The following is a 21,733-nucleotide window of genomic DNA, read 5'->3' on the forward strand; positions in this document are numbered from 1 at the left end:
GGACACGCGGGCCGCCGCCGGATCGACCGGGGCGGCCCTGCCCATGACCGGATTCTGTCGGTGCGGCAGGCTACGTTGCCAGTGTCATGAACGGGACGGCACGCGATCTCATCGGCAGGGACCACCCCGCCGGGCTGCTGCGTGCCGAGATCGGCCGGGTGATCGACAGCCACGGGGGGCTGGTGCTGGTCACCGGCGAGGCCGGCATCGGCAAGACCACGCTCGTCAGCAGCGCGGCGGCGCAGGCCCGCGGCAGGGGAGCGCTGGTCGCGGCGGGCTCCTGCTGGGAGGCCGGCAGCGCGCCGGGCTACTGGCCGTGGGTGCAGGCGCTGCGCGCCCTGCGCCGCGCCGCCGGGCCCGAGCGGTGGGCGGAGGCCAGGCAGTCCGCCGGTGACGTGCTGGCCGTGCTGCTCGGCGAGGCGGCGGCGGGGGAGACGGCGCCCGACGGCTTCCAGGTCTACGACGCCGTCACCGACGCCCTGGTGGTGCTGGCGCAGCGGCAGCCGGTGGTCGTCGTCCTCGACGACCTCCACTTCGCCGACCCCGCCTCGCTGCGGCTGCTCGCGTTCGCGGCCCAGCAGACCTGGTTCGAGCGGCTGCTGCTGATCGGCACCTACCGCGACACCGAGGTCGAGACCGCCGACCACCCGCTGCGCGAGCTGTTGTCACCGCTCGCGCTCAAGGCCACCACCATCACCCTCACCGGTCTCGACGCGGCCGGCGTGGCCGCGCTCATGACCCGCACCGTCGGCGCCGACCCGCCGCCCGACCTGGTCTCCGAGGTCCACGTCCGCACGGGCGGCAACCCGTTCTTCGTCGAGCAGACCGCCCGCCTGTGGCACAGCGGCGGCTCGGCCGGCGCCGTCCCCCCGGGCGTGCGCGACGCCCTGCTGCGGCGGCTCTCCCTGCTGCCCGAGCCCGTCTCGCGGCTGCTGCCGATCGCCGCCGTGCTCGGCAGGCGCTTCCCCCGGCAACTGCTGGCCGCCGCCGCCCGGCAGCCGACCGCGCACGTCGACCGGCTCCTGGAGCTGGCGGTCGTCGCCAAGCTGGTGACCGCCGAAGGCGGCGGGGTCTTCGCCTTCGCCCACGACCTCGTCCGCGAGACCCTGTACGACTCGCTCGACGACCCGGGCGCCCTGCACGGCGCCGTCGTCGACGCCGTCGACCGCGACCCCGGCCTGGCCGCCCGGATGCTGCCGGGCCACCTGGCCCGCCACGCCCACCTGGCCGGTGACCGGGTCGACCCCGAGCGGGTGGTCGAGCTCCAGCTCGCCGCCGCCCGCGACGCCGGCCGCCGCATCGCGGCCGAGGAGCATCTCGGCCACCTGCGCCGTGCTCACCAGCTGAGCCGCGCCACCTCCCCCCGCACCCGCGCCAAGGCGGCGCTCAGCCTCGGCTTCGAGCTGTCCCACGTCGGCGAGCGCGAGACCGCGCGGCGGCTGTTCGGCGAGGCCTGGGCCATCGCCCGCGAGCTGGACGACCGCGAGCTGCTCACCCGCGTCGCGCTCACCTGGCTGCGCAAGTTCGGGCTGTCCGACGCGCTGCCGCACCTCCGCGAGGCGCACGCCGCGCTCGTCGGCGGCGCCGCGCCCGACGACCGGCTCGCGCTCGACCTCGTCTTCCACCTCGCGGCCCGGGCACGCGCCGGCGGCGACGACGCGCTGGTCTTCAGCCTCTGGGCACACCACGACATCCTCAAGGGGCCCGACACCGCCGGAGAGCGGATGCGGCTGGTGGAGGAGCTGATCGGCCTGGCCCGGCGCACCGGCGACCCCGAGCTCGAACACTTCGCCTCCGCGCTGCGCTGGGTCGCCATGATCGAGCAGGGCGACCCGGGCTACCTCGACCGGTTCCACGACTACCAGGCTCTGGGGCGGCGCAGCGAGCTGCCCAGCGTCGACCTCAACACCGCCGTCGACGCCAGCATCGTCGCCGCGCTCGGCGGACGCCTGGCCGAGGCGGAGAAGCTGCTGGCCGAGGTGCGCGACAGCGACGCCAGGAAACACCCCCACTACATCGACATGCTCCTCCACCACCAGTGGTCGATCCTGTCGCTGCAGGGCAGGTTCGGCGAGCAGGAGGAGGTCGTCCGGCTGCTCCGGGGCAGCGGCCACCTCTGCCCCGGCCTGCTGGAAGGCCTGACCGCGCTCCACACCGGCGACCTCGACACGGCGCTGCGCCGGCTGGCCGAGGGCGAGCCGCGCAACCGCATCGCCCAGCCGCTGTGGCTGCGCTTCCTGGCGGAGACGGCGGCCGCGGCCCACGACCCCGACCTGTGCGCGCGGGCCCGCGCCGCGCTGGAGCCGCACCGCGGGCGGTGGGCGGTCTCGCTCATGGGCTGGGACGTCAGCGGGCCGTTCGACCTGTGGCTGGCGCTCATCGACGCGGCCGACGAGCGCTGGGACGAGGCGATCGCCGGCTTCACCGCCGCCCACCGGTCGGCCGACCGCATGCGCGCCCGCCCGTGGTCGGTGCTGGCCCGCGTCCACCTCGCCGACGCCCTCCTGTCCCGCGCCGCCCCGGGCGACCTCCCCGCGGCCCGCGCCCTCCTGGAACACGCCGGTCAGGAGGCTACGACGCTGGGCATGCGCCACCTGACGGCCCGCGTCCATGACCTCCTCCCGGACACCACCCCTGCTTCCCCGGCACCGCCGGGCACCGACGAATCCGACGGCGCGGGCCGGTCGGGGGGTGCCGGTGTAGTGAGGGGCGCTGGTCGGTCGGGGGATACCGGTGAAGTGATGGGCGCGGGTCAATCCGGGGATGCCGGTGAAGACACGGGCGCGGGTCTGTCTGGGAGCGTCGGTTCGGTGCTGGGCGGGCACTCGTCGAGGAGTGCCCGTTCGCGGGCGGGGCCGTCCGGGGGCTCGGGTGTGGGTCCTTCGGTGGGTGGCCGCCCTGTGACTGGGGTCGGGCCGGGTGATGCGGCTGTCGGGTTCGACGGTGCGTACGGTGCGGCGGGCGCGGGCCCAGGAGGTGGCGGTCCGAGGTTCAGCAGGGAGGGGGCCGTCTGGTCGCTGGTGTTCGCCGGGCGGGCGGTGCACGTGCCCGACGCGAAAGGGCTGCGCGACCTGCACACGCTGCTGGGCAGCCCGGGGACCGACATGCCGGCCGTACGGTTGCTCGATCCGGAGGGCGGCGAGCTGGTGGTGGCCGCACGGCGGATGGGCGGTGACGACGTCCTCGACGAGGAGGCCAAGGCCCGTTACCGGCACCACCTGACCCTGCTGGACGAGGAGATCGACCGCGCGACCGAGCTGGGCGACGACCGGCGGGCCGCCGAGCTCGACGGCGAGCGCGCGGCCCTGCTGGAGGAACTGCGCCGCGCGGCCGGCCTCGGCGGGCGCTCCCGCCGCCTGGGCGACGAGGCCGAACGCGCCCGCAAAACGGTCACCGCCCGCATCCGCGACGTGCTGCGCAAGCTCGACCGCGCCCACCCCGAACTGGCCGCCCACCTCCGCGCCACGGTCTCCACCGGCTCCACCTGCCGCTACCAACCCGACACCCCCATCACCTGGCGCCTGTGACGACGCGGCGCTCAGCTGACGCTGCGGTGCAGGTGGGTGGGGCAGGACCCCGGCACCCGCGCCTGTGACACTGCGGCGGTCAGGTGACGCTGCGGCGGAGGTGGGTGCGGTAGGAGTAGTGCTCCGGGAGGAAGTGGCTGATCGCCAGCTCGACCGGGGTGCCGTCGGTGTCGTGGTAGAGGCGGTCGATCCGCAGGAGTGGGTGGCCGGGGGCGCAGCCGAGGTGGCGGGACGTGGCCGGGTCGGCGGCGGCGACGGTGATGCTCTGGTCGGCCTCCGCGATGGGCGCGCCGAGCCGGGTGTCGAGCAGTCCGATGACGGTGAACGCGCTGGTGGCCCCCTCGGCCGCCAGCTCCGGCACGTCCCGTAGCAGTCCGCCCACGTGCGGCGGCAGGAACACGGTGGTGAGGCAGAACGGCACCGCGTCGTGCAGCCGCCGGAACGCCAGGCTGCTCACGGCGTCGCTGGCCAGCCGGAGCCGGCCGGCCGCCGCCACGTCCACGCGCCGGTGCAGCGGCACGGTGATGTCCATCCGCGTGTCCACCGACAGGGCCATGAGGTCCTCGACCGAGCCGAACTGGCGCAGGTAGGTGCCTTCGCGCGGGCTGGCGAACGTGCCGCGCCCCGGGACCCTGTAGACCAGGCCCTCGGCGACCAGGTCCTGGAACGCGCGTCGTACCGTCTGCCTGCTCACCCCGTGACGTTCGGCGAGCTCGGCCTCGGTGGGGAGCCGCCGCCCGTCCGCGTAGCGGCCCGACAGGATGTCGCCGCGGACCTCGCGGGCGAGCGCGCTGTAGCTGCTCTCCCTGCGCCCGGTGCTCGCCATCGCCCGACCTCCCGTCGACCTCGCGGCAGCCTACCGGCCCGCGCCGGCTTTCCGATCACGCGAGCACCGCCGCGAAACGCCAGTCGAGGACGTCGGTGGAGCGGTTGGCGCGGACCCGCGAGCGCAGGTGCGCCAGCGTGCCGGACGGCAGCGGGTCCAGCCGCTCGACCTCGACGGTGCTGGTGAGCGTGTCGTTCTCGCGTACCGGGCCGAGGTGGTCGCAGCCGTGCCAGCCGACGACGGTGACCAGCGAGGGCAGCGCCCGCACGGCCTGGTGGAGCGCGATCCCGATGGTGTGCCCGCCGTAGACCAGGCGCTCGCCCGCCGCCGCGTCGTGGTGCACCTTGGCGACGTTGAGGGTGAGCCGGGCCAGCTCGGGGGCCGACGAGACCACGTCGCCGCCCGCCACCTCGAACACGTCGCCGGCGCTCAACGCCCCGCCCTGGGGGTGGGCGGACAGGTCCCAGCCGGCCGTCACCGCGGCCAGCTCGTCGTGCCCCGGCGCGGCGCCGACGGCCGACAGGTCCTCGGCGTGGCCGGTGTCGAGGTCGCCGTCGCGCAGCGGCAGCATCGCGCACCGCCAGAAGTCGAGGACCGGGCGGCCCTCCTGGTCGGTGGTGCTGATCCGGAGGGCGGCCAGCCCGGTCGGCGTGCGGCCGGGGCGGCGCGAGTTCTGCCGCAGCCCGGCCACCTCGGTCACCGTCGTGAGCGTGTCGCCGATCGCGGGCGCCCGCCGGAACACCACGCCTCGGTAGAACAGGTTGGCCACCACGGTGTGGGTGGCGACCGTGGACTGGCCGATGGCGACGTCCCAGACCAGGTGGGGCGCGGCGAGGGTCTCGCCGGCGACCCGGCGCGACAGTCCGTGGTCGAGCGCCAGCGGCAGCCGGCAGCCGACGATCGCCTGGTGGGCCGCCGCCAGCCCTTCGGTGAGCGTGATGGCCGGGGCGCCGTCGAACCGCATCCCGGCGCGCAGGTCCTCGAAGTACGGGCCGTCCACGATCGCCACCGGCTGTCTCCTGCTCTCGTGCGGAAATATACGGCCAAATCAAAACCGGCCCGCCGCGTGGCTGTCAACCCGCCCTTGTGACGCGTACCGGGCATGTGTCATAAATATGGCCGTACAAATCGACGAGGAGGTACGCATGGGACGGCTCGCGCAGACCGACGGACTCACCGACGTGCAGCGGGAGATTCTCCGCACGGTCAGGGAGTTCGCGGACAAGGAGATCCTGCCCGTGGCCCAGCGTCTCGAGCGCGAGGACGCGTACCCGCAGGAGATCGTCGAAGGCATGCGCGAGATGGGGCTGTTCGGGCTGACCATCCCCGAGGAGTACGGCGGGCTGGGCGAGTCGCTGCTGACCTACGCCCTGGCCGTGGAGGAGATCGCCCGGGGCTGGATGAGCGTGTCGGGCATCGTCAACACCCACTTCATCGTCGCGTACATGATCATGAAGCACGGCACCGAGGAGCAGCGGCGGCACTACCTGCCGCGGATGGCCACCGGCGAGGTGCGCGGCGCGTTCTCGATGTCGGAGCCCGGCTGCGGGTCGGACGTCTCGGCGATCACGACGAGGGCCGCGCGCGACGGCGACGGGTACGTGATCGACGGGCAGAAGATGTGGCTCACCAACGGCGGCACGGCCAACCTGGTGGCGGTGCTGGTGAAGACGGACGAGGGCGCCGACTCGGTCTACCGGAACATGACCACGTTCCTGGTCGAGAAGGAGCCGGGATACGGCGAGGTCGAGCCGGGGCTGACCATCCCCGGCAAGATCTCGAAGATGGGTTACAAGGGCGTCGACACCACCGAGATGGTCTTCGACGGCTACCGCGCCCCCGCCTCGCAGGTGCTGGGCGGGACCCCCGGGCGCGGCTTCTACCAGATGATGGACGGCGTCGAGGTCGGCCGGGTGAACGTCGCCGCCCGCGGCTGCGGGGTCGCGCTGCGCGCCTTCGAGCTGGCGGTCCGCTACGCGCAGGAGCGCCGGACGTTCGGCAAGCGGATCGCCGAGCACCAGGCGGTGCAGTTCAGGCTCGCCGACATGGCCACCAAGGTCGAGGCCGCGCACCAGATGATGGTCATGGCCGCGCGCAAGAAGGACGCCGGGCAGCGCAACGACCTGGAGGCGGGGATGGCGAAGTATCTCGCCTCCGAATACTGCCGGGACGTGGTGGAGGAGTCCTTCCGCATCCACGGCGGCTACGCCTACTCCACCGAGTACGAGATCGAGCGCCTCTACCGGGAGGCCCCGATGCTGCTCATCGGCGAGGGCACGGCGGACATCCAGCGCATGATCATCGGCCGCCGGCTGCTGGAGGAGTACGGGCTGCCCGGCTGACGTCGTGGACAGGGGCCCAGGTGAGACGGTATCTTAGCTATTGTTGTAATGATTCAAGTGAGGTGGCCCCGGTGCGCTTCGTTGACAGCCACATGCACCTGTGGCATCTGACCGAGCACAAGTGGTATCCCGCCCTCGACCCGCCCGAGGACTCCGACGACTTCGGCATCGGCGACATGGCCGGCCTGCGGCGCGACTACCTGCCCGAGCACTACCTGGCCGACGCCGCGGGCTCCGGCCTCGACGTGGTCAAGGCCGTGCACGTCTCGGCCGTCACGGCCCCCGGCACCCACCTGGACGAGGCCCGCTGGCTCGACCGGGTGGCCGCCGAGCACGGCCTGGTCGGCGCCGTCATCGGCGCCGTCGAGCCAGGCGCGGACGCCGAGACCGTCGCCGCCGACCTCGCCGAGCAGGCCAAGAGCCCGCTGTTCAGGGGCATCAGGGTGCTGTACGGGTTCGACCCGGCCGACCCGGTCACCCGGCGGCTGGCCGAGCTGCTCGACGCCGGCGGCCACGTCTTCGACGTCGTCATCCACCCCGGCGAGGTCGACGGCTGGCTGTCGCTGCTGCGCGACTTCCCCGGCCTCGCCGTCGTGCTGGAGCACGCGGGCTGGCCCGACGGCGGCGACCCCGACCAGTTCACCGCCTGGCGTGACGGCCTGACCCGGCTCGCCTCGCTCGCCAACGTCGACTGCAAGATCTCCGGCCTGCCCATGAGCCTGCACACGCTCGACGCGGAGACCCTGCGCCCGTGGATCCAGGCCTGCCTGGAGGTCTTCGGCGTCGACCGCTCCTTCTTCGGCAGCAACTTCCCCGTCGACTCGATCTTCGGCGGCTACGACAAGGTCGCCGAGGCCTACCTGGGCGCCACCGGCGACCTGACCGCCGCCGAGCGCGACCGGGTGTTCGCCGCCAACGCCGAGCGCCGCTACCGGATCTGAGGAGAGACCGTGCACGTCGGATTCACCATGGACATGCGCAACCCGCACGGGCGGCCGTGGCGCGACCACTGGGAGGACTGCCTCCACCTCATGTGCGAGGCCGAGGCCATGGGCTTCGACTACGTCATGGTGCAGGAGCACTTCTTCCAGCCGGACGGGTACGCGCCGTCCGTGCCGATCTTCCTCACCATGCTGGCGGAGCGCACCAGGACCATCAGGATCGGCTCGTACGTCTACATCCTCCCGCTGCACCACGCGGCCATGCTGGCGCAGGAGACGGCGGTCCTCGACCACGTGTCCGAGGGCCGGCTGGACGTGACGGTCGGCTCCGGCCACAGCGCCGCCGAGTACCACGCGCTCGGCTACTCGCCCAAGACCAGGCCGTCCCGCATGCAGGAGGGCCTGGAGGTGCTCAAGCTGGCCTGGACCCAGCGGCCCTTCAGCTACAGCGGCCGCTACTACGACCTCAAGGACGTCACCGTCGCCCCCGCGCCGCTGCAGCAGCCGCACCCGCCGCTCTGGGTGGCCGCCACCGCGCCGCCCGCCGCCCGCCGCGCCGGCAGGATGGGCGCCAACCTGCACGGCGCCTCCGTGGACCCCGAGTTCCACCAGGCCTACTTCGAGGGCCTGGCCGAGGCCGGCGTCGAGCGCGACCAGGTGCGCGTGTCGAACCCGTGGGCGATCACCGTCACCGACGAGAACCCCGACGCCGTCTGGGAACGCCGCAAGGACCTCATCTTCGAGCGCTGGGACTTCTACCGGCGCATCCGCGACGAGATGGGCGACCCCGACCTGCAGTACGGTCTCGCGCCGACCCCCGAGGCCTACCGCGACTACGAGATCATCGGCGACGCCGACACCGTGATCGGGACGCTGGAGGGCCTGGTCAAGGGCCTGCCGCTGACCGACATCGTGCACTCCGGCCCGGCGGGCGGCACGCCGCCCGAGGAGGCGTACGAGGACCTCAAACGGTTCGCCGACCGCGTGCTGCCGACGCTCAAGAGCTGGTAGCCGACGCCCGCCCCCTCCGGTTCTGCGCTCCGGAGGGGGCGGCCCCTTTTCAGCCCTGCGGGTAGTAGAGCGAGATCGTCTCGGCCACGCAGGCAGGTTTCGTCCCGCCCTCGATCTCCATCGTCGAGCCCAGCACGGCCATGACGCCGCCGTTGGACTCCTTGGCCTCCCGTAGCTCGGTGGTGACCCGCACCCGCGAGCCGACCGGCACCGGGCTGGGGAAGCGCACCTTGTTCAGCCCGTAGTTGACCGACATCCGCAGGCCCTCGATCCGGTAGATCGTGCCGACCAGGACCGGCAGCAGCGACAGCGACAGGTAGCCGTGCGCGATCGTGGTGCCGAACGGCCCCTCCGCGGCTCGTACCGGATCGACGTGGATCCACTGGTGGTCGCCGGTGGCGTCGGCGAACGTGCCGACCCGCTCCTGACCGATCTCCAGCCAGTCACTGGTGCCGAGCGTCTGCCCGGCCTGCGCCGTGAACTCGGCGAGGCTCTCGAAGACGCGCATCACATGTGCCTCCCGCCGGCGACCTCCACCGTGATGCCGGTGATGAACGACGACAGGTCGGAGGCCAGGAAGAGTGCGGCGTTGGCGATGTCCTCCGGCTCGCCGATGCGGCCCAGCGGGATGTTGTCGAGCATCTTCTGCAGCGCCTCGGGCGGCATGCCGGCGGTCATGGCCGTACGGATCGGGCCGGGCTGGATGGCGTTGACCCGGATCTGGTGGCGGGCGAGCTCGCGGGCGGAGGCCTTGGTGAGGCCGATCATGCCGGCCTTGGCGGAGCTGTAGTTCGTCTGCCCGAAGTTTCCGGCTTTTCCGGAAATGGAGGAGATGTTGATGATGGCGCCGCGCCGCTGCTCCCGCATGATCCGCGCCGCGGCCCGGGTGCCCAGCCAGGCCCCGGTCAGGTGGACGTCCACCACCTTCTTGAAGTCCTCCAGGGTCATCTTCGGCATCGTGGCGTCACGGGTGATGCCGGCGTTGTTGACCATGACGTCCAGCGACCCGAAGGCGTTCTTGCACGCGTCGGCCAGCGCCTCGACGGCCGCCTCGTCGGTCACGTCGCACGGCACCGCGACCGCCTTCAGGCCCTGGGCCTCCAGGTCGGCGGCCGCCTGCTTGGCACCCTCCGCGTTGACGTCGCTGACCACCACGGACGCGCCGTTGCGGGCCAGGACCGTCGCGATCGCCAGGCCGATGCCCTGCGCCGAGCCGGTGACCACGGCCGCGCGGCCTTCGAGCAGGTTCATCTCCATACCCATCCTCTTCTCTCTTTCAGCCCAGCGGGTCGATCGTGCTCGTGCTTCACTCAGCCCAGCGGGGTTCGCGCTTCTCGACGAAGGCGAGGGGGCCCTCGCTCTGGTCATGATGCCCCCACATGCCCACGAGGTGCTGGGTGCCCACCTTGCAGGCGTCCGTCAGCCCCAGCTCCAGCGCCGCCCACAGGGCCTTCTTGGTGGCGGCCATCGCGGCGGGGGAGTTGCGTGCGACCTTCTCTGCCAGCTCCTGCGCGGCCTCGCGCAGCTGCTCCGGCGGGTCCACGACCTGGCTGACCAGGCCCAGTTCGAGGGCGCGCTGGGCGGACATCCGCTCGTGCGACCCGACCAGCGCCATCCGCATCACCGCCTCGAACGGGATCTTCTTGGCCAGCCCGATCATCTCGATGGCGGTCACCTGGCCGACGCTCACGTGCGGGTCGAAGAACGTGGCGTCGGACGCGGCGATCACGATGTCGGCGTCGGCCACGAAGTGCAGCCCGCCGCCGGCGCAGATGCCGTTCACGGCGGCGATGACCGGTTTGGAGACGTTCTGGTGCCAGGAGGTGAAGTGCAGGTCGAAGTTCATCAGGCTGTCCTGGTAGCGCTGCATGCCCACACCGTCACCGGCTATCTCCGCGAGGTCCGCCCCCGTCTGGAAGGCGCGGCCCTCACCGGTGTGCACGATCACCCGGACCGACGGGTCCCGGTCCAGCTCCAGCCAGGCCTCGGCCAGCTCGTCGCGCATCGCGTTGTTCATCGCGTTCAGCACGCCGGGGCGGGCGTTGATCAGCCAGCCGACGCGGCCGTGCCGCTCCACCTTGATGGTCTCGTACGTCATGCTCGTGTCCCTCTCGTGTCAGACGACCTCGCGCTCGAGCATCCCGGCGAGCGCGGTCACGTGCTCGCCGGCCTCCCCGAGCAGGTGAGCGCTCGTACGCGCCCGCTTGAAGTAGAGGTGGGCGTCATGCTCCCAGGTGAAGCCGACGCCGCCGTGCAGCTGGATCGTCTGGGCGGTGACCCAGGACGCGGCCTTGCCCGCCATGAGCGCGGCCACCCGCGAGTCCCGCGCGAGCGCCGGGCCCTCCGAGCGGGTCGCCGTGTAGACGGCGGAGCGCGCGGACTCGACCTTGATCAGCGCGTCGGCGAGCCGCTCCTTGATGACCTGGAACGAGCCGATCGGGCGGGCGAACTGGATGCGCGTCTTCGCGTACTCGACCGTCATGTCCAGGCACCGCTGCGCGACCCCGGTCTGCTCGGCCGCGAGCAACGCCCGCGACACGTCGGCGGCCCCGGCCAGCTCGCTTGTGCACCCGACCGGTCCGACGCGCACGGCCGGCGTGCCGTCGAACTTCACCCGCGCCATCTTCCTGGTCAGATCCAGCGTGACCAGCGACTCCACGCCCACCCCCGGATGCGCGTCGCGCCCGTCCGGGCCCCCCGCTGGAGCCGTGGCGCGCTCGACCGCGAACACGGCTGGTCCGTCGGGTGTGTTCGCGACGACCAGCAGCAGGTCCGCCGTGGCGCCGTCGACGACGTGGGTCTTGGCGCCGTCGAGCCGCCAGCCGTCGCCGTCGCGGCGGGCGGTGGTGCGGATCGCCTCGACGTCCCAGCGGGCGCCGGCCTCGGCCAGCGCGACGGTGGCGGTCAGGTCGCCGCTCGCGATGCGCGGCCCGTACGCGTCGAGCGCGGCGTCGTCGCCGAGCGCGAGCAGCAGTGGCACGGCCAGCACCGACGTGCCGAACAGCGGCGAGCAGGCCAGCCAGGCACCGCACTCCTCGGCGGCCACGGCGAACTCCGCCGCGCCGAGCCCGCTGCCGCCACACCGCTCAGGCAGCATCAGACCGGGCAGGTCGAGCTGCACCAGGGCACGCCACGTGGGCTCGTCCCACCCACTCCCGGTCAGCATCGCCGCCCTGACCCGGGCCGAGGTGCTGACCTGCGACAGCGCGCCCCGCACGCTCTCGCGGAACTCCTCAAGGTCCTCTTCGGAGGTAACGGTCACGGCCTCTCCTCACTCGTCCGGACGGCGCCCTCGGCGCGCAGCTTCGCGATGGCCGCCGCGTCGTACCCCAGCTCCCGCAGCACCGCCTCGGTGTGCTCGCCCAGGCCCGGGACCGGGCCGGCGGGGGGTTGCCAGGCCGCGGTCACCGGAGGGGGGAGCGGGGCGGAGACCGGGCCGGCGGGGGCGGGCACGGTCAGCCAGCGGTCGCGGGCCACGAGCTGGGGGTGGTCGACGACGGCGGCCAGGTCGTTGACGAGCCCGCAGCCGATCCCGGCCGCGTGCAGGGCGGCCACGGCGCGGTCGGCGTCCATGGCCCCGATGGCGTCCGCCACCAGCCCGTCGATGACGGCGCGGTGCGCGACGCGCGCCTGGTTGGTGGCGTACCGGGGGTCGTCGGCCAGCTCCGGCCGCCCCAGCACCGACGCGGCCAGCTTGGCCCACTCGCGGTCGTTCTGCACGCTCACCGTGACCAGCCGCCCGTCGGCCGCCCGGTAGGCGTCGTACGGCGCGATGGCCGGATGGCTCATCCCCGGGGCGAGCGCGGGTTGGGTGCCGTGTCTGCGCACCACCAGCGGGTACCCCATCCAGTCGGCCATCGCGTCCAGCATGGACACCTCCAGCACGCACCCCTCGCCGGTGGCGGAACGCCGCAGCAGCGCCGCCAGCACGCTGGAGAAGGCGAACATGCCCGCCGCGATGTCGGCCACCGAGATGCCCGGCTTGACCGGCTCCTCCGGGCTGCCGGTGATCGCCGTCAGCCCGGACTCCGCCTGGACCAGCAGGTCGTACGCCTTGCGCCCGTCGTAGGGCCCGCCGGTGCCGTACCCGGAGATCTCACACACCACCAGCCGCGGGTGGACGGCGCGCAGCGACGCGCCGTCCAGCCTCAGCCGGGCGGCCGCCCCCGGCACCAGGTTGTGCGTGAACACGTCGGCCCTGGCCAGCAGCTCGCCGACGACCCGCCGGCCCCCGGGCGTCTTGACGTCCAGGGCCAGCGACTCCTTGTTCCTGTTGGCCCAGGCGAAGTGCGCCCCGGTGCCGTTGGCGTGGGTGTCGAAGGCCCGGGCGAAGTCGCCGCCGTCGGGCCGCTCCACCTTGATCACCCGCGCGCCCAGGTCGGCGAGCTGGCGGGTGGCGTACGGGGCGGACACGGCCTGCTCCATCGAGACGACCAGCACGCCGTCGAGCGGCCTGGTCATGTCCGGGAGAAGTGCCGGATCGCGGCCTGCAGGGTGCCGTCGAGCGTGGTCGCGCCGCCCATCGGCTCGGGCAGGGCGACGGGGCCGTGCTCGCGGCTCGGCAGCAGGATGGTGGCGGTGGCCGGCGCGGTGACCTCGCCGCGCTGGTTGGTGGCGGCCAGCTCCAGGTCCACGGCCGGGTGGACGCCGTTGCCGTCCTCCATGAGGTGCTTGCGCACCACCTTGCCGGTGATCCACTGAGCGTCGCCGACGTAGTTGAACTTGCGGAACTCCACCCGGATCCGCCACAGCCAGGCGTCGTCGCCCATCCAGTCGGTGCAGGCGTGGATCATCCACGTCTCGCGCATCCGCCCGTAGTCGAAGGTGGTCGGGTTGCCGGAGCGGCGGGCGAACTCGGGGTCCCAGTGGACCCGCTGCATCGCGTCCCACACGCCCAGGTCGTCGCGGTGGTAGAAGCGCGGGATGCGCTGCCGGTTGCGGTGGCCCAGCCGCAGCGGCGCGACCCCGTACACGCCCATCCCCATGCCGGTGTGCCAGCAGACCATGTCCGTCACCGTCAGCGGGCCCTTGACCAGCGGGGCGATCTCCTCGCCCTCCTCGACGTCCTCGAACCAGCGCGGCTCCGCGCCGCGCGCCCGCTCGGCGGCGTACTGGGCGTCGATCTCGGCGATCTTCTCCTCGGTCCACGGCTCGATCGCGACGTCGTCGTACTTCTTGCGCTTGCGCGCCTCGTCACGCTCGGTACGGATCATCAGCCGGTACTGGCCGGCCAGCGGGGTGCCGTCGGCGGTGGCGAAGACGTTGGCGTTCCACTCGTGCACGGCCCGGCCGCTGAACTCGCTGGGCTTGTCGAGCACGCCCACGAGCGCGTTGCGCCGGTGCACGGCCCGGCCTTCGTAGAGCGGGTTCCACCACTCGCGCTCGCAGGCCGAGTAGAAGGCGTGCACGCCGCGCAGCGGGTCGCCCCTGACCTCGTCCTGCCTGGCCAGGTCGGCCTCGGTGAGCACGTCCTCGCCGATCAGGCTGTCGCCGCCGACCAGCGGGAACGGGGCGATGGGCTGCCCCCAGCGGGAGCGGGCGGCGTGGTCGGGGTCGCACCACAGCGGGTTGTCGTCGCCGTACGCGCGGGCCACGATCCGGAACGCGTCGGTGCCCGGACGCAGGTAGTGGGGCGGGACGGGGTTGGGCTGGGGGATGCCGATGCGTGCCCGCAGCGCCTCCACCCCCTCGTCCGTGATCCGGGGGCGGGTCTTCTCTTCCGTCGGAGCCATGTAACCTGTCCGCCTTCTCTCGCCTTTTCTTTGCTATCTTATATATAACTATGGCAGAGGGAACAGGGGGTCGGATGGCGTACGAGACGCTGGCGGTCGAGCGCCGCGGCCCGGTCGGCTGGCTGGAGTTCGACCGGCCGCGGGCGGGCAACGCCATGGACGCCGTGATGATGGCCGAGCTGCCGCTCGCCTGGCGCGAGCTGGACGCCGACGACGACGTACGCTGCATCGTCGTCACCGGCCGCGGCCGTGCCTTCCAGACGGGGCTTGACATGGCCGCGCTCGCCCGCGATCCCGCCAGCCTGCGCGAGTCGAGCCGCCGCACCCGTGCCGGCGAGCTGGAGCTGACCGGCTGGCATCTCGGCGTCCGCACCCCCGTGGTTGCTGCGGTCAACGGCGTCTGCGCGGGCGGCGGGCTGCACTTCGTGGTCGACGCCGACATCGTCCTGGCCTCCGCTTCCGCCACCTTCCTCGACCCGCACGTCAGCGTCGGCCAGGTCAGCGCCTGGGAGGCGATCGGCCTGGTGCGCCGGATCTCCGCCACGGCCGCCGCCCGGCTCGCGTTGATCGGCGTCCACGAGCGGCTCGACGCGGCGCGCGCGTACCAGCTCGGCCTGGTCGGCGAGGTCGTCGAGCCCGACGCCCTGCGCGACGCGGCCCAGCGGGTCGCCGAGACCGTGGCCGCCGCCGACCCCGCGCACGCCCGCGCGCTCAAGCAGGCCCTCTGGCGCGCCCAGGAACTCGGCCGCACCGCCGCCCGCACGGAGGCCGCCCGCGCGGAGGCCCACGTGGAGGCCGCCAGCCTGGAGGCCGCCCGCACGCAGGCTCGCCCGGGGTCCGGCCGTGCTGAGGCAGGGCCTTTTGACGCCATTCGCTCTCAGGGCGCGAGCCCTCACGCTGACGGGGAGATCCACCCATGACCGCATTGCCCACCGGCCCGGACGTCACCCCAGGCGAGGCTGTGGAGGCCGCCCGTGGCTGGATCGCGGCCCACCTGCCCACCGCCTGGCGCGAGGCCGGCGAGCAGGGCGGCCCGCGCGCCGTGCGCACCGTCCGGACCCGCGAGGAGTACCGCGCGTGGTACCCCGAGCTCGGCGCGTCCGGACTGGTCGCGGCCACCTGGGAGGTCGACTACGGCGGCCTCGGCTGGTCGCGCAAGGCCGCCGTGGCCGCCGACGAGGCGCTGCGCCCCTACCACCTGCCCCGGCTCAACCCGCTCGGCCTCAACCTGGCCGCCCCCGCCCTGTTCGCCCACGGCACGGAGGAACAACGGCGGCGCTTCCTCAAGCCGATCACCAGGGCCGAGGAGATCTGGTGCCAGCTCTTCAGCGAGCCAGGCTCCGGCAGCGACCTCGCCTCCCTCTCCACCAGGGCCGAACTTGACGGCGACACCTGGGTCGTGCACGGCCAGAAGGTGTGGACCACCTGGGCCGACCAGGCCGACTACGCGGTGCTGCTCGCCCGTACCGACCCCGACGCCCCCAAGCACCAGGGCATCACCTACTTCCTCCTCGCCATGCGCCAGCCCGGCGTCGAGGTGCGGCCGCTGCCGCACATCGGCGGCGAGGCCGAGTTCTTCGAGGTGTTCTTCGACGGCGCCCGCGTCCCCGACGCGCACCGGCTCGGCGACCCCGGCAACGGCTGGCGGGTCGCCCAGGCCACCCTCGCCGGCGAGCGCCAGATGGTGTCGGGCGGCGGATCCGTCGGCGTCGACCGCATCGGCGGCGTCAGCGCCTCGCACCTCGTCCGCCTGGCCCGCCGCCGCACCGAGTCCGGGCTCCCCGGCGGCTGGGACGACCCGCTGGTCCGCGCCCGCATCGTGGAGCTGTGGTGCGAGGAACAGGTCCGCACCTGGACCAACCGCCGCGTCCGCGCCCGCCAGGCCGGCAACCTGCCCCCCGGCCCGGAGAGCTCGATCGGCAAGGTCCACGGCACCGACCTCAACCAGCGCATCCAGGAGACGGCCGCCACCCTGTCCGGCGAGGACGCCATCGCCTGGCCAGGCACGGCGTCGTCCCCCGCCGAGTACTGGGCCTCGATGCCCGCCGAGACCCGGGGCATGCTCCGCAGCCGCGCCAACACCATCGAGGGCGGCACCACCGAGGTCAACAAGAACGTCATCGCCGAACGCGTGCTCGGCCTCCCCAAGGACTTCGACCCGTACCGCGGCAAGCCCTGGCGCGACCTGCCCCGCAGCTGACCCGCGCCGCCCAGCCGACGGGAGTGGACATCCTGCCGCCCGGCAGGCTGAATGGTGGTCAGGGCAACGCATACGTGGCGAAAGGTGCGGGATGCGGCGCGAACAGGGAGCGGCGGCAGCGCCGCCGCCTGGTCCGCCGGATCGTCTACCACGCCCTGGTGTGGACCGCCGGCGGACTGATCGCCCTGACCGTGTTCGCGCTGCCGACGGTGCTCTTCTTCGTCCGCCTGGTGCGTGGCGAGCTCGAGACGTCCACCATGGAGACGGAGGGAGGTCTGTTCCCTGGCGTGGTGTTCGCGGTGATCGTCCTCTTCATCCTGGCCGTGGGCCCGTTCGACAGCCGGATGGCGGAGTTCGTCCACCTGCTGCGCGACCCGGCCCCGGTGAAGCACGCGATCGGCGAGATGTCCCGTGAGGGCGAGAACACCCACGTCCTGAAGATGTCCGGCCTGGCGTTCGCGCTGAAGAAGGTCCCGCCGCTCCTTCCCGCCGGGGACTGCCTGCTGTATTACGTGAGCGTCTCGGCCCACCGGCCCATGGTGGTGTCGGCCGAGTTCCGATTCTGGGACGCCGAGCCGGAGATGTCCTGATCTACCGAGGGTGCAGGGCGGTCAGCTTCTGCGCGATCCGCGCCATCCTCGCCGGATAGAACGCCGCCAGAACCGCGAGCTGCGCCGTTCCGACGCAGGTCATGGATTCGATGATCTCCGCCATCATGGGATCCCGGGACACCGCCTCCCGGTAGTCCTCCATGGCTCCCATGCGGTCCTGCAGATTGGCCCTGGCCATGCATCTCATCATGTACGCGGTGGCGACCGAAGGAGACTGCGGTCGCAGCTCGATGCAGGTCGTCAGCGCGCGGACGGCGCGGGCGTCGTCGCCGCTCTGGTACGCGCAGAACCCGATCCCGAAGTGGGCATCGGGATCACCCGGATCGAGGCGGAGGGCGGTGGCGAAGCATTCGACCGCCGCGGCGATGTGCCCGGCGGCCATCAGTTCGTCGCCCCGCCGGACGTACTCGGAACCGTTCATGTCACTCCTGCCGCGGGCACGAAGACGGCGAACAGCACCCGCTCCATCGAGGCCGGCTCCAGAGCCCGGCCATGCCGGCCGGTGGAGCTGGAAGTCCTGTCGTGCCAGCACCGCCCAGCCGAACTCGGCGACGGCGGCGGCTCCGACGAGTGCGCAGGCGATCCAGCGGGGTATCGCCTCACCCGCCCCGGCGTCCGCCGGAGGTGCGACACACAGGCTCAGGCCCGCGCCGAGCATGGCCACTCCTACGTTATAGAGAAGTACGGCCTTTCCGATCTTGATTTTCCATTGCCGGAATTCCTCCCGCTGCCGGGAACGCAGAGTTTCCTCATGTCGTTCCAGATCGGCGGCCCCCCACCACTCCTCCAGATCGCCTGCCGAATAGAGGAGCGCCCGGGCCTGGAATCCGTACTGAATGCTCCCCACAAGAACGATCATGGCGATGGAAAGGAATAACAAGGTCATTCCCGGCCACCGGAATTGTTCCCGATCGGCCCCCACCACGCCGATCATCGCCACGCCCGCCGCCACCAGCAGTGGCGCGGCGACGAAATGCGCCGCGTCCGCGGCGTGGCCATAGCCGGGCGCCGCCGGTTTGGACCACCGAGGCGGCTTGAACGACGGCATAAGCGTCACGTTAGCCCTCAAGGGGATCGAGTAGAATGACCCGGATCGCTGACGCCGTGTGAAACGCGGGATACAAGGCTCAGGCGCAGCCGTCCACGATGACCCGCACCAGGTCGCGTACCAGATCTCTGTTGACGTTCTCGGGCGGTGCGGTGACGAGGGTGAACAGGGCGCCCCCGTAAAGAGCGATCATGGCGGGGATCTTCTCGCGCGGGATGGTGAGGCCGAGCCGGTCGTGCTGCCCGGCGGTGATCTGTGAGGCCGTGTCGTGAAGGCCCGTGAGCGCCTGGGCCAGGGCCGGTCGCCGGGCGGCCTCCAGTTGGAGCTCGAAGATCGCCAGGTAGCGGGTGCGCAGGGTGGTCGCCGCGGCGAACAGCGATTCGGTCAGGAGGTCGACCAGGGGAGCGGGCCGCCCGACGGCCCGGCCGGTGTCGGCGTGATGCAGCTCGGCGACGCGTTCGGCCGCGGCCACCAGCAGCGCCTCCCGGCTGCGGAAGTAGTTGGAGGCCGTGCCCGGCGGGAGATCCGCCGCCTTCTCCACCGCGCGATGGGTCAGCCCGTGCACCCCCGACGACGCGAGCAACTCGATGGCGGCATCGGTCAGTGCCCGGCGACGGGCCGGATTGGCGGGCGGCACGCGGCCATGTTACCAATAGTCGTACTAGTACGATCGTAGTGAATGGAGGACGCGTGAGGATCGCGGTGGTCGGCGCGGGGCTGGGCGGGGTGGCGGTCGCGGTGGGGCTGCACCGTGCGGGACACGAGGTGACACTCCTCGAACGGGGCGCCGCACTGCGCGAGAAGGGCACCGGGATCGCGATCATGCCCAACGGGCTGCGCGCACTCGACGCGCTGGGGCTGGCCGAGGACGTCCGCGGGCGGCACACGGAAGCCTTCGCCGGAGGGCTGCGTGACTGGCGCGGCCGGCCGCTGCTCGTCACCGACGTGATCCGGGCGCAGGAGGAGATCGGCGCGGTCGTCATCGTCGAGCGGGCGGAGCTCCACCAGGCGCTGCGCGCCCCGCTGCCCGCCGACCTGGTGCGCACCGCGACCCCGGTCGACCGTCTGGAGATCGGCGACTCCGAGGTGGCCGTGATCAGCGGGGGCCGCGCCGTCGCCGAAGCGGACGTCGTGGTCGCGGCCGACGGCATCGCCGGCGAGCTGCGCGCCCAGCTGTTCCCCCGCCACCCCGGTCTGCGCCGCACCGGCCGGCTGGACCTGCGCGGCATGCTGCCCCGCCCCGGAGACCTCACGCCGGACCTGCTCGCCTGCCAGCTGGTCGACCGCCGCAGCGGGGCGATGTTCGGCCTGTTCCCCGTCGGCGAGGACCGGCTCTACTGGTTCACCGACACCGCTCTGCGCGGCGCGCCGCCCGGCCCCGAGGAGGCGCGTAGGCAGATGCTGTCCCTGATGGCCGACTGGCACCCGCTGGTCACCAGGCTGATCGAGGACACGCCGCCCGCGGACATCCACGTCGATCCGATCGCCGGCCTGGCCGAACCTCTGCCCTCGTACGTGTCCGGCAGGGTCGCGCTGCTCGGCGACGCCGCGCACGGCATGCCACCCGATCTCGGCCAGGGCGCCAGCCAGGCGTTCCAGGACGCCGCCGCGCTCACCCGCCACCTCACCGGCGCCGAGCCGGCGGACGCCGCCGAGCGGCTGCTGCGCTACGACGCCGAGCGCCGGCCCAGCGCCAACCGCGTCATGCGGGGCGCGTTCCGGCAGTCACGGATGACCTCGCGGACGGGCGTCACCGCGTGGCTCCGCGACGCGCTGCTGCGCGCGATACCGTCCCGCCTGGCCACCCGGCAGCTCGCGGCCCTCTGGCACGCCGAGTGAGCGCTGATCCGCCCGCATCGCGGACGAGTCTGCTTAAATCCTGACTCGGACGGGATGCCGTTGTTCGAAGTCCTATCAACGGTCGGGCGGACGAGGGGATGACCATGCCGTTATGGCGCGCGGGCCGTAGGAGCACGATCACGGCGAGCGCGCTGGCGGTCGTCGCGCTGCTGGCCGGGTGCGCTGCGGAGCCGCCCGCCAGCGCACCTGAGCCGTCGGCGCCGGCCGCGTCCCCGACCGCCCCCGAAGGGCCCGCCGCGCTGGCGACGCTGCGGGTCGGCGGCGAGGGGGACGGGTCCGGCACGGGCCGGATCGACGTGGTCGCGCTGGAACGGACGACCCCCGACACGGTCACCGCACGGCTGCGGATCAGCGCCGAGCGCGGCGAGGTCGATCTGGGCCAGTTCGGTCCCCCGGCGATCGCCGGCACCGTGGCCTACAACTACACCGCGTCCTCGGCGGGATTCTTCCTCCTCGACGAGCCACGGTTGTCGGTGTATCTGGCGATGAAGCGCGACAAGGAGGAGATGGGCGCGGCCTGCCTGTGCACCCAGCTGTCCGGGAAGGTGACGGTGACCTCCGAGCCCGCCCAGGCCTGGATCGTCTACCGGGTGCCCGCGGAGACCACCAGCGTCGCGGTGGGCCTGCTCGCCGCCGGTGTCACGGCCCCGTTGCCGATCGGCCCGCGCGGACAGGCCGCCGCGCCGGACGAGCCCGGCCCCGCTGCCATCGCCACGGCCTTCCCCAACACCCGAGGTCTGGCCACCCACCTCAGCGGCGCCGCCGAGAAGGTCTCCGAGACCTCCGACAGAGTGGAGATCGCGCTCGACACCGACGTGCTGTTCGCCTTCGACAAGGCGAGCCTGACCTCCGAGGCGCGGGCCACGCTGCGCGGCACCGCCGAACGGATCCGCAGCCAGGCCGCCGGGACCGTGCGGATCGTCGGGCACACCGACGACGTCGGCGACGACACGTACAACCTGGGGCTTTCCCGCCGCCGCGCCGAAGCGGTGGAGCGGGCGCTCCGCGCCTCGGGAGCCGACGGCGACCTGACCTTCGAGGTCGAGGGCAAGGGCGAGCGCGAGCCGAAGGAGCAGGGCGGCTCGGAGGCGGCACGCGCCGCCAACCGCCGGGTCGAGGTGGGCTATCCGCGATCGGCCCCCACCGCGCGGGCCACCCCGTCCGTCCCGAAGCCGGAGGAGGGCCCGTCCGTGCCCGCCACCACCGGGGCGACGGCCGCCGGGCTGCGGGGCATGGAGGGCGTCACCGCGGACCTGGTGGAACTGCGCCGGCTGAGCCCCACCACCTTGATCGCCACCTTCGACTTCCGCAACGAGAGCTCCCGCGAGATCACGATGCAGGACGTCGTGATGGACGAGGACGCCCGGAGGTCCACCGGCACCACCAACATCGCGGCCTTCGAGTTCTTCTGGCTCTCGCTCGCCGACACCGCCGACAACCGCTATTACGTCCTGCGCACGTCCGGTCCGCCCGCTCACCACTGCCTGTGCAGCCAGCTCGGCAAGCTGCCGCAGGGCGGGCGGGTCAGGACGTTCGCCCTGATGACCTCGCCACCGCCGGACGTGCGGACGGTGGACGTCGAGCTGTTCGCCTTCGAGCCGATGCGCGACGTCCCGATCACCTGAGGACCTGGGC

General features: G+C 72.8%; 19 protein-coding genes. 9 read left to right on the top strand and 10 right to left on the bottom strand.

Annotated features, from left to right (window positions below):
* Nucleotides 1–86: 86 nt before the first annotated feature.
* The gene (locus tag KME79_RS00970; RefSeq protein ID WP_219542893.1) at nucleotides 87–3,527 is read left to right on the top strand and encodes an AAA family ATPase; all 3,441 of its coding nucleotides are present in this window, start codon (nucleotides 87–89) and stop codon (nucleotides 3,525–3,527) included.
* A gap of 79 nt (nucleotides 3,528–3,606) precedes the next feature.
* Here the strand turns inward: KME79_RS00970 and KME79_RS00975 are convergent, their stop codons facing one another.
* Together KME79_RS00975 and KME79_RS00980 are read right to left on the bottom strand one after the other, a co-directional pair.
* Nucleotides 3,607–4,353, bottom strand: coding sequence for a GntR family transcriptional regulator (locus KME79_RS00975; RefSeq protein WP_219542894.1), 747 nt, complete (start codon nucleotides 4,351–4,353; stop codon nucleotides 3,607–3,609).
* Nucleotides 4,354–4,408: 55 nt separating this feature from the next.
* A complete protein-coding gene (locus tag KME79_RS00980) occupies nucleotides 4,409–5,362 on the bottom strand; it encodes a MaoC family dehydratase (RefSeq protein WP_308248730.1) in 954 nt (317 codons plus the stop codon).
* 136 nt (nucleotides 5,363–5,498) lie between these two features.
* Between KME79_RS00980 and KME79_RS00985 the strand changes: the two genes are divergently transcribed.
* From KME79_RS00985 to KME79_RS00995, 3 genes are all read left to right on the top strand, one after another.
* Nucleotides 5,499–6,695: an acyl-CoA dehydrogenase family protein gene (locus tag KME79_RS00985; RefSeq protein ID WP_148035436.1), complete on the top strand. Its 1,197-nt coding sequence runs from the start codon at nucleotides 5,499–5,501 to the stop codon at nucleotides 6,693–6,695.
* Between the two features lie 71 nt (nucleotides 6,696–6,766).
* Entirely contained in the window at nucleotides 6,767–7,636 is an 870-nt protein-coding gene (locus KME79_RS00990; RefSeq protein WP_219542895.1) for an amidohydrolase family protein, read from the top strand.
* 9 nt (nucleotides 7,637–7,645) lie between these two features.
* Complete coding sequence (locus KME79_RS00995) at nucleotides 7,646–8,647, top strand: LLM class flavin-dependent oxidoreductase (protein ID WP_219542896.1); 1,002 nt, start codon at nucleotides 7,646–7,648, stop codon at nucleotides 8,645–8,647.
* Between the two features lie 49 nt (nucleotides 8,648–8,696).
* Here the strand turns inward: KME79_RS00995 and KME79_RS01000 are convergent, their stop codons facing one another.
* From KME79_RS01000 to KME79_RS01025, 6 genes are read right to left on the bottom strand one after another with little or no spacing between them, the layout of a single operon-like run.
* On the bottom strand, nucleotides 8,697–9,155 hold the full coding sequence (locus KME79_RS01000; protein ID WP_219542897.1) for a MaoC family dehydratase: 459 nt from the start codon (nucleotides 9,153–9,155) through the stop codon (nucleotides 8,697–8,699).
* Complete coding sequence (gene fabG / locus KME79_RS01005; protein WP_246639052.1) at nucleotides 9,155–9,910, bottom strand: 3-oxoacyl-ACP reductase FabG; 756 nt, start codon at nucleotides 9,908–9,910, stop codon at nucleotides 9,155–9,157. The genes KME79_RS01000 and fabG overlap by 1 nt, the downstream gene beginning before the upstream one ends.
* Before the next feature lie 43 nt (nucleotides 9,911–9,953).
* On the bottom strand, nucleotides 9,954–10,745 hold the full coding sequence (locus KME79_RS01010; RefSeq protein ID WP_148035432.1) for an enoyl-CoA hydratase/isomerase family protein: 792 nt from the start codon (nucleotides 10,743–10,745) through the stop codon (nucleotides 9,954–9,956).
* 18 nt (nucleotides 10,746–10,763) lie between these two features.
* Nucleotides 10,764–11,909 carry an acyl-CoA dehydrogenase family protein gene (locus tag KME79_RS46785; protein ID WP_308248731.1) on the bottom strand — a complete coding sequence of 382 codons (1,146 nt, stop codon included), beginning with the start codon at nucleotides 11,907–11,909 and terminating at the stop codon, nucleotides 10,764–10,766.
* A complete protein-coding gene (locus tag KME79_RS01020; protein ID WP_219542898.1) occupies nucleotides 11,906–13,108 on the bottom strand; it encodes a CaiB/BaiF CoA transferase family protein in 1,203 nt (400 codons plus the stop codon). Before KME79_RS01020 ends, KME79_RS46785 begins: the two co-directional genes overlap by 4 nt.
* Nucleotides 13,105–14,379: a hotdog family protein gene (locus tag KME79_RS01025; RefSeq protein WP_219542899.1), complete on the bottom strand. Its 1,275-nt coding sequence runs from the start codon at nucleotides 14,377–14,379 to the stop codon at nucleotides 13,105–13,107. Before KME79_RS01025 ends, KME79_RS01020 begins: the two co-directional genes overlap by 4 nt.
* A gap of 74 nt (nucleotides 14,380–14,453) precedes the next feature.
* On the opposite strand from KME79_RS01025, the gene KME79_RS01030 reads away from it, so the two are divergent.
* The 3 genes from KME79_RS01030 to KME79_RS01040 all read left to right on the top strand — a co-directional run bounded on the left by KME79_RS01030 (nucleotide 14,454) and on the right by KME79_RS01040 (nucleotide 17,169).
* Entirely contained in the window at nucleotides 14,454–15,299 is an 846-nt protein-coding gene (locus KME79_RS01030; protein ID WP_219542900.1) for an enoyl-CoA hydratase/isomerase family protein, read from the top strand.
* Nucleotides 15,296–16,579 carry an acyl-CoA dehydrogenase family protein gene (locus KME79_RS01035; RefSeq protein WP_219542901.1) on the top strand — a complete coding sequence of 428 codons (1,284 nt, stop codon included), beginning with the start codon at nucleotides 15,296–15,298 and terminating at the stop codon, nucleotides 16,577–16,579. The genes KME79_RS01030 and KME79_RS01035 overlap by 4 nt, the downstream gene beginning before the upstream one ends.
* A gap of 74 nt (nucleotides 16,580–16,653) precedes the next feature.
* Nucleotides 16,654–17,169: a hypothetical protein gene (locus KME79_RS01040; protein ID WP_219542902.1), complete on the top strand. Its 516-nt coding sequence runs from the start codon at nucleotides 16,654–16,656 to the stop codon at nucleotides 17,167–17,169.
* A 1-nt stretch (nucleotide 17,170) separates the two neighbouring features.
* Here the strand turns inward: KME79_RS01040 and KME79_RS01045 are convergent, their stop codons facing one another.
* Nucleotides 17,171–18,238 (bottom strand): tetratricopeptide repeat protein, encoded by a 1,068-nt coding sequence (locus KME79_RS01045; protein ID WP_219542903.1) that lies wholly within the window; start codon nucleotides 18,236–18,238, stop codon nucleotides 17,171–17,173.
* A 79-nt stretch (nucleotides 18,239–18,317) separates the two neighbouring features.
* Nucleotides 18,318–18,875, bottom strand: coding sequence for a TetR/AcrR family transcriptional regulator (locus KME79_RS01050; protein ID WP_148035424.1), 558 nt, complete (start codon nucleotides 18,873–18,875; stop codon nucleotides 18,318–18,320).
* Nucleotides 18,876–18,928: 53 nt separating this feature from the next.
* Between KME79_RS01050 and KME79_RS01055 the strand changes: the two genes are divergently transcribed.
* Both KME79_RS01055 and KME79_RS01060 read left to right on the top strand, forming a co-directional pair.
* Nucleotides 18,929–20,077 (top strand): FAD-dependent monooxygenase, encoded by a 1,149-nt coding sequence (locus tag KME79_RS01055; protein WP_219542904.1) that lies wholly within the window; start codon nucleotides 18,929–18,931, stop codon nucleotides 20,075–20,077.
* Nucleotides 20,078–20,175: 98 nt separating this feature from the next.
* A complete protein-coding gene (locus KME79_RS01060; RefSeq protein WP_219542905.1) occupies nucleotides 20,176–21,723 on the top strand; it encodes an OmpA family protein in 1,548 nt (515 codons plus the stop codon).
* Nucleotides 21,724–21,733: the final 10 nt, after the last annotated feature.

Source organism: Nonomuraea harbinensis (genome assembly GCF_019396385.1).
Lineage (GTDB): Bacteria > Actinomycetota > Actinomycetes > Streptosporangiales > Streptosporangiaceae > Nonomuraea > Nonomuraea ferruginea.